The sequence below is a fragment of the Sphingobacterium sp. GQ94 genome, assembly GCF_059758715.1.
Genome location: NZ_JCAXEC010000003.1, coordinates 355,609 through 372,766 on the forward strand (window position 1 = coordinate 355,609; position 17,158 = coordinate 372,766).

At 36.5% G+C, this 17,158-nt stretch carries 25 protein-coding genes; 23 read left to right on the plus strand and 2 right to left on the minus strand.

The window, feature by feature from the left end:
• Nucleotides 1–27 precede the first annotated feature (27 nt).
• Nucleotides 28–813 (plus strand): phage integrase SAM-like domain and Arm DNA-binding domain-containing protein, encoded by a 786-nt coding sequence (locus AC6CHH_RS05000; RefSeq protein WP_498280357.1) that lies wholly within the window; start codon nt 28–30, stop codon nt 811–813.
• Here AC6CHH_RS05000 and istA read toward each other — a convergent pair.
• Together istA and AC6CHH_RS05010 are read right to left on the minus strand one after the other, a co-directional pair.
• On the minus strand, nt 708–2,246 hold the full coding sequence (gene istA / locus AC6CHH_RS05005) for an IS21 family transposase (protein WP_498280359.1): 1,539 nt from the start codon (nt 2,244–2,246) through the stop codon (nt 708–710). The two genes, AC6CHH_RS05000 and istA, sit on opposite strands and share 106 nt — an antisense overlap.
• A gap of 469 nt (nt 2,247–2,715) precedes the next feature.
• On the minus strand, nt 2,716–3,351 hold the full coding sequence (locus tag AC6CHH_RS05010; RefSeq protein WP_132776669.1) for a CGNR zinc finger domain-containing protein: 636 nt from the start codon (nt 3,349–3,351) through the stop codon (nt 2,716–2,718).
• A 281-nt stretch (nt 3,352–3,632) separates the two neighbouring features.
• On the opposite strand from AC6CHH_RS05010, the gene AC6CHH_RS05015 reads away from it, so the two are divergent.
• From AC6CHH_RS05015 to AC6CHH_RS05120, 22 genes are all read left to right on the plus strand, one after another.
• Nucleotides 3,633–4,103 (plus strand): hypothetical protein, encoded by a 471-nt coding sequence (locus tag AC6CHH_RS05015; RefSeq protein ID WP_099365221.1) that lies wholly within the window; start codon nt 3,633–3,635, stop codon nt 4,101–4,103.
• Nucleotides 4,104–4,246: 143 nt separating this feature from the next.
• On the plus strand, nt 4,247–4,759 hold the full coding sequence (locus AC6CHH_RS05020; protein WP_498280361.1) for a DinB family protein: 513 nt from the start codon (nt 4,247–4,249) through the stop codon (nt 4,757–4,759).
• Nucleotides 4,756–5,217 (plus strand): SRPBCC family protein, encoded by a 462-nt coding sequence (locus tag AC6CHH_RS05025; RefSeq protein WP_498280363.1) that lies wholly within the window; start codon nt 4,756–4,758, stop codon nt 5,215–5,217. Before AC6CHH_RS05020 ends, AC6CHH_RS05025 begins: the two co-directional genes overlap by 4 nt.
• 60 nt (nt 5,218–5,277) lie before the next feature.
• Nucleotides 5,278–6,123: an arginase family protein gene (locus AC6CHH_RS05030; RefSeq protein WP_498280365.1), complete on the plus strand. Its 846-nt coding sequence runs from the start codon at nt 5,278–5,280 to the stop codon at nt 6,121–6,123.
• A 48-nt stretch (nt 6,124–6,171) separates the two neighbouring features.
• Nucleotides 6,172–7,143 (plus strand): hypothetical protein, encoded by a 972-nt coding sequence (locus AC6CHH_RS05035; protein ID WP_498280367.1) that lies wholly within the window; start codon nt 6,172–6,174, stop codon nt 7,141–7,143.
• Between the two features lie 34 nt (nt 7,144–7,177).
• The gene (locus tag AC6CHH_RS05040) at nt 7,178–7,732 is read left to right on the plus strand and encodes a GNAT family N-acetyltransferase (protein ID WP_498280369.1); all 555 of its coding nucleotides are present in this window, start codon (nt 7,178–7,180) and stop codon (nt 7,730–7,732) included.
• Nucleotides 7,733–7,916: 184 nt separating this feature from the next.
• Complete coding sequence (locus AC6CHH_RS05045) at nt 7,917–8,486, plus strand: alpha/beta hydrolase (protein ID WP_498280371.1); 570 nt, start codon at nt 7,917–7,919, stop codon at nt 8,484–8,486.
• 93 nt (nt 8,487–8,579) lie between these two features.
• Entirely contained in the window at nt 8,580–9,002 is a 423-nt protein-coding gene (locus AC6CHH_RS05050; RefSeq protein WP_498280373.1) for an SRPBCC family protein, read from the plus strand.
• A gap of 10 nt (nt 9,003–9,012) precedes the next feature.
• Nucleotides 9,013–9,855 (plus strand): alpha/beta hydrolase, encoded by an 843-nt coding sequence (locus tag AC6CHH_RS05055; protein ID WP_498280375.1) that lies wholly within the window; start codon nt 9,013–9,015, stop codon nt 9,853–9,855.
• Nucleotides 9,856–9,991: 136 nt separating this feature from the next.
• Nucleotides 9,992–10,267 carry a hypothetical protein gene (locus AC6CHH_RS05060; protein ID WP_080779279.1) on the plus strand — a complete coding sequence of 92 codons (276 nt, stop codon included), beginning with the start codon at nt 9,992–9,994 and terminating at the stop codon, nt 10,265–10,267.
• A 261-nt stretch (nt 10,268–10,528) separates the two neighbouring features.
• Nucleotides 10,529–11,005, plus strand: a complete 477-nt coding sequence (locus tag AC6CHH_RS05065) for a VOC family protein (RefSeq protein ID WP_498280377.1) — start codon at nt 10,529–10,531, stop codon at nt 11,003–11,005.
• Nucleotides 11,006–11,187: 182 nt separating this feature from the next.
• A complete protein-coding gene (locus AC6CHH_RS05070) occupies nt 11,188–11,970 on the plus strand; it encodes a MerR family transcriptional regulator (protein WP_498280379.1) in 783 nt (260 codons plus the stop codon).
• A 72-nt stretch (nt 11,971–12,042) separates the two neighbouring features.
• A complete protein-coding gene (locus AC6CHH_RS05075; protein WP_498280381.1) occupies nt 12,043–12,444 on the plus strand; it encodes a nuclear transport factor 2 family protein in 402 nt (133 codons plus the stop codon).
• Nucleotides 12,431–12,790, plus strand: coding sequence for an MmcQ/YjbR family DNA-binding protein (locus tag AC6CHH_RS05080; RefSeq protein WP_498280383.1), 360 nt, complete (start codon nt 12,431–12,433; stop codon nt 12,788–12,790). Before AC6CHH_RS05075 ends, AC6CHH_RS05080 begins: the two co-directional genes overlap by 14 nt.
• Before the next feature lie 12 nt (nt 12,791–12,802).
• On the plus strand, nt 12,803–13,297 hold the full coding sequence (locus AC6CHH_RS05085; protein WP_080779274.1) for a GNAT family N-acetyltransferase: 495 nt from the start codon (nt 12,803–12,805) through the stop codon (nt 13,295–13,297).
• Between the two features lie 32 nt (nt 13,298–13,329).
• Entirely contained in the window at nt 13,330–13,707 is a 378-nt protein-coding gene (locus AC6CHH_RS05090) for a nuclear transport factor 2 family protein (RefSeq protein ID WP_065719265.1), read from the plus strand.
• 42 nt (nt 13,708–13,749) lie between these two features.
• Nucleotides 13,750–14,100: a DUF4180 domain-containing protein gene (locus tag AC6CHH_RS05095; protein WP_498280385.1), complete on the plus strand. Its 351-nt coding sequence runs from the start codon at nt 13,750–13,752 to the stop codon at nt 14,098–14,100.
• A gap of 97 nt (nt 14,101–14,197) precedes the next feature.
• Nucleotides 14,198–14,764: a dihydrofolate reductase family protein gene (locus AC6CHH_RS05100; RefSeq protein WP_065719267.1), complete on the plus strand. Its 567-nt coding sequence runs from the start codon at nt 14,198–14,200 to the stop codon at nt 14,762–14,764.
• Between the two features lie 35 nt (nt 14,765–14,799).
• Entirely contained in the window at nt 14,800–15,366 is a 567-nt protein-coding gene (locus AC6CHH_RS05105; protein WP_065719268.1) for a Crp/Fnr family transcriptional regulator, read from the plus strand.
• 71 nt (nt 15,367–15,437) lie between these two features.
• Nucleotides 15,438–15,869, plus strand: coding sequence for a DUF1761 domain-containing protein (locus AC6CHH_RS05110; protein ID WP_498280387.1), 432 nt, complete (start codon nt 15,438–15,440; stop codon nt 15,867–15,869).
• 28 nt (nt 15,870–15,897) lie between these two features.
• The gene (locus tag AC6CHH_RS05115) at nt 15,898–16,224 is read left to right on the plus strand and encodes a YciI family protein (RefSeq protein WP_165894352.1); all 327 of its coding nucleotides are present in this window, start codon (nt 15,898–15,900) and stop codon (nt 16,222–16,224) included.
• A gap of 6 nt (nt 16,225–16,230) precedes the next feature.
• Nucleotides 16,231–16,761 (plus strand): glycosyl-4,4'-diaponeurosporenoate acyltransferase CrtO family protein, encoded by a 531-nt coding sequence (locus AC6CHH_RS05120; RefSeq protein ID WP_276346082.1) that lies wholly within the window; start codon nt 16,231–16,233, stop codon nt 16,759–16,761.
• Nucleotides 16,762–17,158 lie beyond the last annotated feature (397 nt).

Consider the following 17,158-nt stretch of genomic DNA (forward strand, 5'->3'; position numbering starts at 1 on the left):
TATGAGTTGAACATAAAATAAATGGATATGAAGAGTAAAAACACCTTTGGGATTCAATTCGTGTTACGGTTACCCAAGAACAAGAAAGACGAGATGGCTGTTGTTTATGCAAGAATTACAGTAAACGGCCGTAGAGCTGAAATTTCCTTAAAAAGTAAAGTGTCAATTAATAATTGGGATGAAGCAAAAGGAAGAGCGAAGGGAAAACGAGATGAAATCATAAAATTGAACAGTCACATGGAACAAGTGCGTTCATTGATTTTTGATAGCTATCAAGAATTGATACAGCAAAACAAACCAGTTTCGGTGGATGCCGTTAAAGCCAAGTACCTTGGTGAGGATATAGAAGAAACGATGACCTTGTTAAAGATGATTGAGTATCATAAGCAAGTAGCTATTGGAAAACTTGCACCAGGCACCATGAAGAACTATTACACGACAGAGAACTATCTCAAAAAGTTTGTTAAACATCAATATAACAAAAGCGATATATCACTGGATGAACTCAACTATAGATTCATTTTGGATTTTGAAAACTTCCTTATTAATTATGAATCGGTTGATCATCATAAATCTCTTAATAATAATGGAGTGATGAAACATATGGAACGTTTGCGAAAAATCGTAAATATGGCTGTTATGATGGACTTACTGGAGAAGGATCCTTTTTCCAAATATAAACTCCACTTTGATAAAGTAGAACGAGGTCATCTTACAAAAGAGGAACTAAAGGTACTAAGCAAGAAAAACTTTAAACGGGGAAGTCTACCATTGTTTGCTGTGCCGTTTTCAAGTACATTTCTAAAGTTGTAGTAGGTGAATAGCTTATTCTTTAGAACGTATTTACAAGCTTTATCAAACTCTTCCACAGGGAAGTCACGTTTTAACCTGAATATACCATCACAGCTCCGGAAGAGTTGTTCTGGGTAACGGGCGCGCTCAAAAAGAGCTTGCAGAAGTTCATGGAGCTCCATAGAGTGAGCTCTTGCCTTTGCTAAATAGTTTTCATGAGATCGCTTCTTATACGCTTGGTGTTCCGATTTTAAGTGTGCCGCAAGAGTTGTGTAGGCATTTTCCTTATAGCTGCGTATATGTGTAGCTATCTGCTTGCCTTGGCAATAGATTGATATCATACTACGTGTGTAAATAATTTTGACCTTTATCCCGATGTAGACAAATGGTACACTGTAATAATGTTTGTTGCGTTGAAGGTATATATGACCATTGTTGCCTACTTTTAACTCCGTGTAATATTTTAGTTCAAACCGTTCGAGCGGAAGTTCATGTAATGTAGATTTTTCGACACTTAAGAACCGTTCCTCACGACAATATGGTTTTTGCTGCATCCGAGTCTGATTATGTTTTAATATACAAGCGCTGACAGCATCATTAAGCGAATGAATATCAAAGAACTGCCTATTTCTCAGTGGGGCAAAAACACGTGTGTAGATCATTTTTACCTGATTCTCTACCAGTGATTTATCCTTTGGTCGTCCTGCACGGGCAGGTACTACAACTGTACCATAATGGTTAGCAAAGTCTTCCATAGACTGGTTTAAAATCGGTTCGTATTTATCTGCTTTGATGACAGCGGCTTTCAGATTGTCTGGAACAATCGCATTAGGAACACCTCCCATAGCTTCCAAGCAACGACTCAAAGCATACAAAAAGTCAGGGGTTTGCTGAGAGGGCACTGCAATAGCAAACCCATAGTCTGAAAAAGGTAGGCAAGCTACAAAAACCTCACAAGCAACGAGCTCTCCGGTGGATCGGTCAATATAGTGAAGCTTTTTACCTGAAAAGTCGATATACAGCTTGTCTCCAGCGGTGTGTTCCATTACCATGCTACCTTTGCGGGAGACGAGCTGTTGTCTTAAATGATAGTTGAATTGTGGATAGCTATAACCGGTAGGATCATTTTCGATATACTCCTGCCAGAGCAACAATTTGGTGACCCCAGTGCGCTTAAGCTCCTTTTCATAATAGTCAAGACGGCTTTTAAGGTATTCAAACTTATCCGTTTTGTAAGCAGGGTTACCTGTATGAAAGGATTTTTCGAGTAGAGGGTCATCCTGTTTCAGAAGTTCGCCTGTGTTGAAGCCACCATCGACCATCTTTTTAAGATAAGACTTCACGGTATTCTTACTCATCCCAAGGATGCGGGCAATTGTTTTTATTCCGCTACCACCTTGGTACAATCTAATTAATTGCTTTATCTGACTCATTTGTTTTGGTTTTCCAGCCATCAGTGATCCAAATTGATTGATCACTAAGTAACAAAAACTACTTGCAAAGGGGTCAGTATGCTCCAGCGCAATAAACTGAAAATGTATTTAGGGGGTCAACATCAGCCAGTATGGCAGTCGAATATGGGCTTTAAACGCCATATCACACTCTAAATATTATTCAATTTTGAGGGGTCAGCTTGCTCCAGTATATCCATTAAGTGAACTCGCAATATAAAATGACAAGTCAAACCCTTCAAAAATATTACAATTTTACCAGTTAAACAAAAATAGATGGTATATAATTTAGTGCTAGATATTGATTTGAGAATTTATTAGGACGGAGGTTGCAGAGGGTTGTCTGCCCCATACACATGAATGGGCGTTAGTAATTCATGATATACATGCCTTCATGGGCGCTTGCTGATAAACAGCATCAATGCCTAAGCCTATATAAACACAGCAGTTTTGGAATTCAGAAAGAATGCTATTACCCTTTGTCTTTTTTTAACTTCAGGCTTTTCTTCTGGTTGTAGCGGTTCATTTTATCGGTAGTGCCGCATGCTTTGATACTACACCATTTCCTACTGGCGTTTTTGGTTTCGTCCAAGAAAACCCAGCCACACATAGGGCACTCTTTGATTCGTTTTGTCTCATGGTCGGTTAAAAGTTCCGACAACGATTGCACCGCTTTCCAAACAGGGGACAGTAAGTCGTTTGCGGAATCTATTTGACTCATAGTGAATTTGCCATCTACATAAAGTAAACGCTGTCTTGATATCGCATCCACAATCAAAAGATTGGCAGCAGGCAAATAGGCTGATTTTTTATCATTATCATCTTGTGCTACAGCAGAAATCAGCCCTTGTATTACTTTGCGTATTTCTTTGATGCGATGTAAAGCGATCAAAGCTTGCTCGGGCTGTTCATTTGCTAATTCTTTTAAGCTTTCAAGACGTTCTCGTGGAGAAATTTCCAATTTATAACACCATGCAATGAAATCATCATATACAGCAAAATAGTCATAGTTTTTAGCGGTTTTCCAGGTACTGACAGTATTGACGAAATTACAGCACAATACAGTGCTGTCGATACTCAATGTCTCAATACTACGAAATTTCCCCATAAGACAAAGTTATGCTATTTACTACTTAAACCTAAGGATACAACTTAAAATGTTTAATAATGTGACCGTATCTCTATCAAAAGCTTTAGCACCGATATATTCATTTCTAAATTATGGTGACTGAATAAAATTTTTACGGTTAGTGTTGTCCGTATTTTAAAAATATGTAAATTTACCATCTAAATCAAAATAGTTGGTAAATATTTTTAGATTGGTGTAGCGTTTTTAGTGTGGAGGTCGTATTAGTCTAAAATTTTAATCACTTAAAAACTTAAAAAAAAATGAAAACAAATTTAATTTATGCAGCCTTCGCATTGCTTTTTTGCTTTGCTATTACTTCATGTGAAAAATCCGACAACAATCCGGAAACAGTTCTTGAAAACAATCTGCTGAGGAGTGCCGAAAAATATGCGGAACTGGTAGAGAAAAGAAATGATGGAGATTTCAATATTGAAGACATTAAGAGAAATGGTAACATGCTAACCATTAAAGTTAAAGGTGGTTGCAATCAAGACGATTTCCATGTCGTGTGGGACGGATCTATAATGTTTTCCAACCCCGGGCAGATCAATCTTGTGCTCAATAACAAATCTCAAGAAGACTGTGGCTTAGAAAAACAATTTGATATCAACGTAGACCTTAGCAAGGTTGTTGGAAAGTACGACGCCAAGGACTTTATTTTCAACGTAGCCAATGGTTCAAAAAAACAGGATAAATCATTAAATCCAAATGGATCCATTACAGTCAAGTAAAATTTGTCCCATTAGGTCATATTCACTGTAGTAGTGTATTCGTCAGGTTTAATTCTGTATTACAAAATTGGCTTGACGAATTGTAAGACTGCTAAACCTTTTTAAACCTGATACTTAAATTTCATTTCAAATATTAATATTAAATGGAAGCAACCACCACCAAGTTCCAACAAACGATCAAGGAATTAACGGAAATGTTAGAAGCTTTTAGTACTGAACAGCTAAATAAAATTCCTTTTCCAAACAGTTGGACAGCAGGTCAGGTCGGTGATCATCTTTTAAAATCGTATGGTTCATGGAAAATCTTCAAAGGCGAGACAGAGTTTGCCGATAGACCGTATGACGAGAGCTGCAAAACACTAAGCGACCTTTTTTTGAATTTCAATATAAAACTAATCGCAGAGCATTCGGATGCTATCTATCCGTCAGAGGGATATATTGAAAAGGAAAACTTGATTTTGAATATACAGACTGTAAGTGACCGTATCATTAGCTTCTCCAGCCGAAACGATCTCAGGGTGATATGCTTAGATTTTGAATTTCCAACATTGGGACATATGACACGGTTTGAATGGTTGCATTTTTATGTTGTGCATACTCAAAGACATATTAAACAATTGACAAAAATTTTTAACATTTTAAATAGCCTTAAATGAATAAGCCCCTTATCGTCAGCAAAGAAAAGATAATAGATGCAACGCAACCTGAAGTTTGGGAAGTAATCACAACTCCTGAATATTTTAAAGATTGGATGCTTGTACCTGCAAAAACCAAAGATGAAAAAGCCATTGGATTAGGAAGTAAAATTTATTGGATCAATGATAATGACATCGTTTACCTTGAAGGTGAAATCATAACATTTGTTCCGAATACAAAACTGGTTATTTCATTACTCGATATCAGTTGGGAAAAAAAGGTTCCGAAGGACAGTGTAACGTATGAATTTCATCTAACGGGAACGAAAAGCGGAACGCTGATCAAGTTTCTCTTAGGTGACCTTTCAATAGACCCAGAAGGTGAATCTTGGTATAATTCTTATAAAGACAGTGACGAAATAGGTTCCATAGAAAAAGTGATTAAAGTTAGAAAGATTAGGCAAACCAGCCGTACATAACATTTTAATCATCTCATACGGTCAGTCATAATATTTGAATAACATTATATAAACTTAGAAATGCGTAACCTGGTTGTTTTTGAATGCCCTTCAAATTTAGGTCTCAAAAGAATGTCGTATGCTAAAGAACCTGGAGTAAAAAAATTTCCTGTCCTGCTTAATCAATCGGGATTTTATACTGCTATAGGCTCTACCAAGACAATTCATATTAAAGCGCCCAAACACTCAATGGAAATTGATCCAATAACAAATATCAGAAATGCCCGAAGTATAATTAATTATTCACTCCTTCAAGCAGATGTAATTGGAAAACAAATAAGCAAGGATACTTTTCTGTTGATATTAGGGGGTGATTGTAGCATACTGATAGGGAGTGCAATTGCATTTAAAAAGAAAGGGCGTTTTGGTTTATTTTTTCTTGACGGCCATACGGATTACATGATTCCAGAGTGCTCACATACACATGGTGCTGCCGGAATGGACTTAGCTATTGTTTGTGGATATGGTCATGACAATCTAACAAATATAGATAATCTAAGTCCTTATTTTGAAGCTCAAAACGTTTTTTGCGTCGGAAACAGGGAGTATGACGAAGAATATGAGAAACCAATTAGAGGTTCTGAAATTCATTATTTCCCTCTAAATGAATTACGGAAAATGGGCATTCAAAATGTAATAAACCAGTTTTTTGCCATATTATCTAAAAACCAACTTGATGGTTTTTTCATCCATTTCGATGTAGATGTATTGGATGATGCAATAATGCCAGCCGTAGATAGTAGGCAATGTGGCGGATTATCCTATGCCGAATTGAAGGAAATATTAACCCTCTTATTCAACCATGATAAGATTTCCGGAATGGAAATTACAATTTTTGACCCCGATTTAGATCCTGATAAAGAATAATGCGTTTATGATGAACATGATACCTATTATTAATAAAATTAAAACTAAATGAAACTTTACGGAACTTCTGTTTTACTATTATTATTCATGCTTTTATCATGTGGTCAAAAATATGGTGCAAATCTCCCTTTCAATTCACAACAAGCATCAAAAGATTCAGCAACATTATTTGCAGACGGGATTATTTCAACCCATCTGAATGAATATAATATAACTTTTTCACCAGACGGAAATGTGGTGTTATTTACCATTGCAAATACCACTACCGCAAACAGGTTCTACACAATTTTCATTACAAAAAAGGAAGAAGGCAAATGGACAAAACCTCAAATCGCCCCATTCTCGGGACAATTTAGTGACGCCGATCCCTTTTTTGCTCCGGATGGGGAAAAGCTCTACTATATATCAACCAGGCCGATTTTACAAGGACAACCAAAATCGGATTTCGATATTTGGTGCGTAGATTATGCAAATGGAGATTTCAGCAAACCAAAACATTTGGGTAACGAAATCAATTCGGAAAAAGACGAGCTTTATCCAGCTATCTCAAAAAAAGGGAATTTATTTTTTTCCGCTGTAAATGGCGAAAACGGATATGATATAATGCTATCTAAATATAGTAACGGTAAGTATCTACCTCGTGTAAGTTTGAGTGGCTCCCTTAATACAACGAATATTGAATTTGATGCATTTGTTCATCCTGATGAAAAATATATAATTTATACGGGGATAGGATATAAAGATAGTTATGGAAGCGGAGACTTATACATAAGCTATAATAGAGAAGATCTTTGGACACACGGAAAGAATATGGGAAAGAAAGTCAATTCGTTGCATATGGATCAATGTCCGATGGTTTCAACTGATGGTAAATACCTGTTCTTTACTTCTTTTAGGGATGGTCAACCTTATAATAGCAAAGAACCAATGACCACAAAAGAATACCTCGATATGTTAAACTCGCCCTTAAACGGGCTTGGAAATATTTTTTGGATTGATTTTCCAAAAGCTTTCCAATAAGGAAAATTATACAAATAAATAATCTATAATTGAAATGCGAATAGCTACAGAAAGACTTACCTTATCGCCATTATCAGAAAAAGATACAACTTTTGTTTTTGAGCTTTTAAATACTGATGGATGGATCAAGAATATTGGTGACCGTAACATTCATTCAGAAAAAGATGCAAGGGAGTACATCCAAAAAGTGAATAGTAATCCGCATATCACCTATTGGATAGTAAAGTTAAAACAAGAAGGATTGCCCATCGGTCTGGTGACCATCATAAAGCGGGACTATCTACCATCTAAAGATGTAGGTTTTGCCTTCCTACCCAAGTTCTCAAATAAGGGCTATGCATTTGAAGCGACCAAAGCTGTTTTGCTGGCTTTGGTAAGTAGCAATGCCTTTGAAATTATCCATGCGATCAGCCTGCCGGATAATAAAATATCGATAAAGCTGATTGAGAAACTCGGTCTGAAATTTGAAAATACGATTGCTCATGAGAATAGTATTCTTGGTGTTTACAAGGCATCAAAGGAAGAATTGATTTCCGAGTTACTTGAACCAGATAATGAAGCAGGAATTTCTTGCCATACGATAACTTGACCTGAAGAAAGTTGTGATAATTTTATACTATTAAACTTGAACGGATGAATAAATCGAAAACTAATAGAGATGCGTAATACTTTCTGTTGGAGAAGATAAAGAGTATAACTGCGGAATGATGACCGCAGTTATCAAAACTAATGAATTTGAAAAAGCAAGACACTTTATAAACTTATAAAGCTAAATGGAACCAATAAAAATATTATTCGCTCATAGCGGTGGTGGACAGGGAAGTAAAGGACAAGGTAGTTTTGACTTAGTAGAGTACCTAAAGAATGAATTGGGAGACGAATTTGAAATTCTTTACCCGATTATTGATGACCCAGAAGCTCCAACCTATCAAATGTGGAAAAATCTTTTCACGAAAGAGTTTAAGAAGTCAGACCAACCAACTATCCTAATTGGACATTCATTAGGAGGTTCAATGTTACTAAAATTTATTTCAGAAGAAAAACCAAATGTTTTGATTTCATCACTGCATTTAGTTGCGACACCTCTTTGGGGAAAGAATGGCTGGGACGTGAACGACTTTGAACTGAAGGAAAACTTTGAAGTGGAACTCAAACAAATAAAAAGGATATTTCTCTATCAATGTAATGACGATGCAATTGTCCCTTTCAACCATTTGAATTTCTATAAAAAAGCTTTTCCCAATTCAACCGTAAGAGTTTTGAAAGGAACAGACCACGCATTTGCGAATGGGCTATATGAATTGGCTGACGACATTAAACAAACATTCGTGTTTAAAAAATAAAAGAAGGAACAACGACCCACTAACAACAGCTAAGTGGTTATCGTAACTCACAACCTTAAAAAGGATAGAAATAACAAATTAAATGAAATTGATATGCAAACAAATCATCAATCAAAGTATCAGACCATTATCAAAGCACCAGTTGATAAAGTATGGGAGGCATTGACCAATCCCGAAATGGTAAAGCAATATTTTTTCGGCTCGAACCAGGAAACGGATTGGAATGTTGGCAGTAAAATCCTGTGGACAGGGGAATATGAGGGAACGACCTACATAGACAAAGGCGTGGTTCTGGATTATTCGCCCAACGAGAAACTTTCGTATAGTTATTTAAGCAGTTGGAGCGGATTGGACGATAAGCCCGAAAACTATCTTTTGGTTTCTTATGAAGTAACTCCAACTGAAAGCGGAACTGAGCTAATCATTTCGCAATCAAACTATGATGAGGAGAAAGCAAAACATTCTTCCGAAAATTGGAAGATAGTCGTAGACGGATTAAAAAATCTTATTGAATAAAAAGTTACAGATGAAAATTTCACTAATCTTCTTATTTGTAGTCTTTTATGCATCATTAACTTTTGGACAGAAGCCAATACCCGAACAAACAGGTGTTGTCAAACCCTTTATTCTCGGTGTGATTGATGAAATACAGTCAAACGAACTGAATGAAAAAAGGATATTGAATATCTATCTGCCGGAAGGCTACAACCCGAAAGATACGATACGTTACCCTGTCATTTATTTACTTGACGGTTCAGCAGATGAGGATTTTATCCATATCGTAGGGCTTGTGCAGTTCAATAGTTTTGAATGGGTTAACCAAGCTCCAAAATCAATAGTAGTTGGTATCGCAACGGTGGACAGGAGAAGGGATTTCACATTCCCTACAAATGTAACTGAAGATAAAAGTGCAAATCCGACCTCAGGGCATTCCAACAGATTTATATCGTTCATTGAAAAAGAGCTGCAACCGTATATACAGGAAAAGTATAAGACCAGTTCTTCAAAAACCATTATCGGGCAATCGTTAGGCGGGCTTTTGGCAACTGAAATCCTGTTTAAAAAACCGGAACTTTTTAACAAGTATATCATCGTCAGCCCCAGTTTGTGGTGGGATAATGGGTCGTTATTAAACCAACCTCTTGCTCGTTTTGAACACAAAGATATTTATATCGGAGTTGGAAAAGAAGGTTTGGCTCCCACTAAAATTCCCTGGGTAATGGAAGTAGATGCAAATGTTCTAGCTGATAAAATCAAAAACCTGAAAAACAGGAATGTGAACGTTTACTTTGATTATTTGCCACTGGAAAACCACGCAACAATAATGCATCAGGCGGTTTTCAATTCATTTAGACTTTTTTACCCATGATTTTAACTAAATAGGATTAAACCTAAATGGAAGCCTTTTTTTACTTAAACAACATGTTTATTCGGAAACTAAGGAATGTTAGTGATTATAAATAAGCCTACTGAATAATAACATAAAAAAACTTAAATTAAAATCAATGTATGCAATTCTAATTCAATTAACAATAAACCCTCAATTTGCTTCAGAAGCAGCAACCACTTTCACGAATAGTATATTACCCAAGGTCAAAAGTGCACCGGGTTTTATCGCGGGGTATTGGGTAGATCCGGTCAATGACGAAGGTTTTGGATTTATTCTATTTGAGAATGCGGATCAAGCTAAATCTGTTTTGCCTCCTACGATTGATTGGGCAGCCCCAGGAGTGATTATAAATAAATTTGACATGAGAAGGGTGGCAGTTTCAATTCCTTGATAATCGATTAAAAATGGGAGCCAAAAGACAAAAAAATCAATAAAATTGAAGACGGATTACCAAGTCTGATTAAAAGATATCAAAAAAATGGATGAAAATATCACATTGATTTTTTTACCACAGGAAAACCATGAAACATTAATTCACCAAGCTATTTCGAATTTCGCAACAAGAAGAATTGCGGTCTTATTTAGACAGGAGGTGCGTTAACAAAAATAGTATACTGTTAACAGCAATCTTAAAATTTAAAATAAAAATAGGATGAAGAGTAAATTATTAGAAATGAACAACGTTGGTATCGTTGTAGAAAATCTTGATAAAGCAATTGGTTTTTTTACAGAAATAGGGCTTACACTGGAAGGGCGTATGATAGTTGAAGATGAATGGGCTGGCCGTGTAACTGGACTTGGAAATCAATCTGTGGAAATTGCGATGATGGTGACACCCGATGGTCACAGTCGCCTAGAACTTTCAAAATTTCTTACTCCTGCAACAATTTCAGACCACAGGACAGCACCAGTTAATTCACTTGGCTATCTCCGTATTATGTTCAGGGTCAATAATATTGAAGAACTGTTATTCAGACTTTTGAAACTCGGTGCTGAACTCGTTGGAGAAGTGGTAAACTACCAGAACGTCTATCGGCTATGTTATATAAGAGGAACAGAAGGGCTTCTGATTGGATTAGCCCAGCAACTTGGTGAGCAAACAACGAAAGATATCTTAGAAAATTCTTGACATTTAATGAGAAAATTGCTGCGACCAACGATACCAAAAGTATGTGCTTAGCGACAGATGTAAAGATTATTTATCTAATTTTCAGTTGTTTATAATTAAATTTAAAAATAATTTCAAAAAAAATTTGACCCTAACGTTACGTCATATCATACCTTTGTACAGTCGATAAATAATAAGAAAGAATGAAAACTCTTACAGTTAAAAAATTGGCGGAAATATCGGGTGTGAGCGTACGCACACTTCATTATTATGATCAAATCGGCTTGCTCCGTCCATCAGTAAGAACCGAGAAGAAGTACAGGCTTTATGGAAATGACGAGTTATTGCGCTTGCAGCAAATTCTGTTTTTCCGTGAACTGGACTTTCCACTCAAGGATATTGTAGAAATGATGGACGAGCCTGACTACGATCTGGTTAAAGCGCTGATGCAGCACAAGTCGGCACTGCTCAACCGTAAAAGAAGGATTTCTGACTTATTGAAAACGATCGACATCACTATTAATAATCTTAAAAAAGGAGAAATGATGAAAGATCCAGAAGAATTGTATAAAGGTTTTCCCAAAGAAGTTGGAACGGCCTACAGGAAAGAAGCAATTAACAAGTACGGCGCACAAACCGTTGAACAATCTGAAAAAGAGCTAATGAAGCTTGGCAAGGCGGGTGTTGAAGCGCTTCAAAAGGAAATGGAAAACGTTTTCAGCGAACTATTTGCACTGAGAAACGACTGTCCGGAATCGGACATCGTACAGCAACAGATTGCAAGGCATTATGGGATAATTAGCAAATTTTGGGGCAATTCAGTTGTGCCAGATCAAAAAGCTTGTGCTTATGCGGGGCTTGGTGATCTTTTAGTAAATGACGAGCGCTATTTAGCTAATGTTACAGACGGAAATCCGCAACCTGAATTTCCGCTGTTCTTGCAGAAAGCAATGAAATATTTTGCTGAAAACAATTTGGAAAAATAATGTAAGCAAAAAACAGTTAGGGAAAGTCCTGATAACATCGGGCTTTCCCTTATCCTAATAAAAGATTGAAATATGAATGAAATAGATCTAATTAAGGAATTTCAACACATTGAAGACAACTTCAACCGGGCGGTTGTCACAAATGACATCGCAGAAATAAAAAAATGTATCACATCCGATTGGGTGTTGGTAGACAGTCAAGGTGGAATTATACCACAAGAGCGGTTTTTTGAAGTTCTGAAACAAGGGTTGCTATCCCATTGGGCGATGAGCAAAGAAGTGTTGCGGGTAAAAATGTACGGAGGTGTAGCACTGGTAACTGGCCGGGGGCAAAATACCGGAACCTGGCAAGGAGAACCAATGGAAGCTGATGAATGGATTACAGATGTGTACAAAAAAGACGGTGACGAATGGTTGTGTGTACTGACCCATTTGACCCCGGTAAAAAAAATAATTAGTTATGGTAACAGTTGAAAAATTGCTGAAACTGGCACTTTCCTTTCCCGAAACGACGGAAGAGCCCCACTTCGAAAAGACTTCTTTCAGGGTGAAGAAAAAAATATTTGCAACGTATGATGATAAGCTAAAAAGAGTTACCGTCAAGTTATCAGAAATAGATCAGGATATTTTTTCTTCCGCAGATAAATCTGCCATTTATCCGGTTAAAAACAAGTGGGGCAAGCAGGGCTGGACTATAATAGAGCTCGAAATGGTAAGTTGGGAGCTTTTCGTTGAAGTTTTGGCAACGGCGTGCTGCGAAGTCGCACCCGAAAAACTAGGCGCCTTAGTTAGATCAGATAAAAATGGACTAAATAACTAAATATACGCTTGCATGGCCATTGAATTTACTGATATAAGCAACCAAAAGCTACTATTAAAACGGCTAACTGAAAAAGATGCTATTGCATTTCACAGTTTGTATTTCCAAAAAGACGGGCAGGAAAGTGAAAAAGTCGAATCAAAGGAGAACAGCAGAGCAGCTTTCGAGTTTACTGAAAATATCATTTCACAATGCAATGATATTTTCACAATACGCACCACCGTAAACCCAGAAAAAATCATTGGAGATTGCGCATTGCACCATTGGGACAAACTGAGGAACGAAATTGAAATCGGCGGCTCCCTGCTTCCCGACTATTGGGGAAAAGGTTTGATGGCAACAGCCTTTCTCTTATTGATCCCCTATGCACAGCGGGAATATGCAATAAACAAAGTCGTAGCGAATACAACCGCTGAAAATATAAACGCATTAAATTTCGCCGAAAAACTAGGTTTCAGAATAGTAGGAACGATGGAAAACAATGTACTGTTAGAAAAAGATTTATGAGGTTTTCTGGCAAATTAATTTAAGACCGAACAATGACAAAACGTGAAGAAATTATAAAAAATTATGTTGACGGCTATAATGCATTCGACATTGACAAGATGGTCCGGGATTTTAACGAAGCTATCATTTTTAAAAACATCAATAATGATGAGGTTACGATGGTGTTAAACGGGATTGAAGCGTTTAGAAAACAAGCTGACCAGGCAAAATCCTATTTTGAAAGCCGGCTGCAAACCATAAAATCTTTCAAGCATAAGGGCGATACCACCGAAATTGAAATAGATTACATTGCAACTTTAGCTTCTGATCTTCCCAACGGATTAAAAAAAGGCGAGCAAATTGATTTAAGCGGAAGATCCATATTCAAATTTTCTGAGGATCAAATTGTTGAGTTAATCGATATAGCTTAGTAAGCGGTACAGATACGAACCATTTAAAAAATTGATCTGACAATGACAATTGAAACACACCATACCAACAGTTTAAAAATAGCTGAAATTATTTCTGACGAAATTATTTTAAGATCTGTCAAAGACGGATTGGATCTATTGGGCGATCTTTACTATCAGGGATTTGATAAGATTCTTATTCATGAAAAGAACATTACGCTCGATTTTTTTGATTTAAAAACCAAACTTGCAGGTGAGATACTCCAAAAATTTGCTCAGTACCGAATGCCTTTAATCATTATAGGTGATTTTTCAAAATGTGAACCCCAAAGTTTAACGGACTTCATTTATGAAAGCAACAAAGGCCGACAGATCAATTTCGTTGGCTCTCTGTCGGAAGCAATAAAACGATAACTCATCGGTACTTTGGGATTTGCCATTTTAAGAAAAGAAATCTGATTTCGAAAGTGAAACACAGCAAAATAAATGAAAAACATGTAAATAAAATACGATGAGAAAAGTAATTGCAACAATCAATACGACACTAGACGGTGTTTGCGACCATACTGCAGGAATTCCTGATGATGAAATACATCAACATTACACAGATTTACTGCGCCATGCGGATGCTATTCTGTTTGGGAGGGTAACGTATCAGCTTATGGAATTTTGGCGGACTTTAGTTGAAAAACCCTCCGGCGAAAAATCAATGGACGACTTTGCCGCGGTTATAGATAATATCCCAAAAATTGTTTTTTCCAGAACCCTCGAAAGCGTAGACTGGAAAAGTGCAAGGTTGGCGGATCAAAATATAGAAAAAGAGATATTAAAGCTTAAACAGCAAACGGGGAAAGACATCCTTATTGGTAGCCGAAGCCTGATATTACAACTGATGAAACTTGATTTGATTGACCAGTACCAGCTCTGTATACACCCTATGGTGGCAGGAGGCGGTTTGCCGTTGTTTGAAGACATAGACAGAACTGTTTTTAAACTCAATAAAACAAAAATATTCGGCAATGGAGCCGTAATGCTTTACTATGAACCGACAACGAAAAGCGCTACAAAAGGCCAATGACATCCATCATGTTAACCATCTTATAACAAAGAGAAATGTCAGAGAAGTTACAATCAGTGCTCAAAATGTTTTCCGACTTTGACGAAAACCAGCTGGTTAGAATATTAAGTTGTTTTAAGCGAAAATGCGTCAGCAAAAATGATGTTTTATTACATGAGGGAAGCATTTGCAAAGAATTTTACTTTGTGAAAACCGGTTGTGTACGTATATTTTTTGTAGATAAAAACGGGCATGAAAAGACAAGATACATTATGCTCGATAATCATATTGGAACAGCTTTAACAAGTTTCATTTCTCAAAAGCCCTCCATAGAAATGATAGAAGCGCTTGAAGATACCGAGCTTTTAGCAATCAGTCATGCGGATTTTTATCGTCTGAATAGCCAAATGGATAATTGGAGAAATTTTTATCAGCGGATTTTGGAAATGGCTTATTCGTTTCAAAACAGGAAAATTGAGCAAAGGGTAACCCTAACAGCGAAGCAACGATATGAAATTATTTTGAATGAAAATCCTGCCTTAGTTCAACAGGTATCCAACAAGATATTGGCGTCTTATCTGGATATCCGGGAGGAAACTTTAAGTAGGCTTAAATCAAAATAGAACGATTTTGACCTATGTCAATAGCAATATGTGTAAGACTAAGCATTTTTGCATTTACAAAACGCAATGCAATGGAAAAACTCACACAACACAATTATTGGACAATAATCGCAACGGGACTGATAGCATTGGTTCTCAGTGGAATTTGGTACAGCCCGATGGTTTTCGGCGAAATATGGGAGACATACCGAAACCCGCCAAACCCCGAAATACCCAGATGGACGATGGCGTTTGCTCCCTTAAGAGAATTGATTGTTGCATATGTGCTGGCGAAATTAATTCTGCTATTGAATTTATCACAATATAAAGACACATTAAAGCTGGTTTTTCTATTGTGGATTTCCTTTCATGCTGTTGGAATGGCGGGAGCAGTTTTATGGGATCACATGCAATGGCAGTTAGGTGCTGTGCATGCTGGCGATTGGTTAATGAAAATGACATTTATGGGAATTGTGTTGACCAAATGGCTTAATAAGAAATCAATATCATTAAATAATCAATAATATGAAAGAATTTGTTTTATTGTTCCGAATGGACATAAAGAGCGCAGAAGCACAGCCTTCAAAAGAGCAAATGGAAATTTACATGAAACAGTGGATGGTGTGGATCAACGATATCGCAGAGAGAGGTATGCTCGCCGATGGTGGAAATCACTTTTCAAAAGATGGAAGAGTCCTAAAACCCAATGACAGAGTTATTCATCAACCTTATATTGCTGATGATGTATCGGTAGCGGGCTATATAATTATCCTGGCTGAAAACTTAGACGAAGCAACTAAAATAGCTAGGAAATGTCCAATACTAAATGGTCAAAACACAAGTGTTGAAATCAGGGAAACAGCAAAACCCGGCGAATAGAAATCTATGCGAAATACGAAAAAACCATATAAACGAGATATATTAAATCAGATTATAAATTTTTTCTGGACGGCACTCTGTTTTTCTCCTGTATTTTGGTTTTGGTTTCAGGAAGGAATAGACAATATTTACTTTTATGTATTTCTTGGCGTAGCGTTATTTTTTGGGGCTCTTCCAGGGAAGATATTAAGTAAGTTTACGTTAAGTGCAGATAAAAAGGTTTATGAAAAATATGGGATAAAATTCATCAGAAAATTTGTTCAAAATGGAGATATAGTCAATTCCCGAACAAACGGGCTCGGAGCCCCGTCAATAAAGGGTAAAGCTAAAGCGAGGGACTATTTGAAAACAATTGCCATGTATGAACGCTACCATTGGATCTGTCTGCTCTTTTTTCTATTGACGACCATTTATGGTTTTTTCAATGAACATTTTCTTTTGGGATTTTCTATTTTAGCAGCAAATTTTTTATACAACCTTATTCCAATCTTTTTACAGCAATATAATAAAATCAGAATTAAAAAAATAGTGGATTGAATTTGTAAATACTCTAACAAATATAAAATCTTTGAAAGTATAGTGATTGAGTACTATACTTTTTATTGACTAAAGATCTATAAGGAAATATGTTACTAAATGGTTACCAGTTATATATTACATTCATGTAAGATATTTTTTAAAAATCCAATTGAAGTTATATTAATCGTTTTGAAAAAAGCCCTAAAATGTATTGCCCATTGGGTTAAATTGGCTATATTTGCACCATCGAATCACAAATTATATGTGAGGAAAACGGTGAGTAGTTCTTCAACAAAGAAGTCAATTTATTGATTAATAGATATTTGAAGGGTAATGGATTCGTCCTGCCACCCCGACTTAAGGAGAAAGTAGTTAACTACTTTCTCCTTTTTTTATGGTAATAAAAATCTGTGAC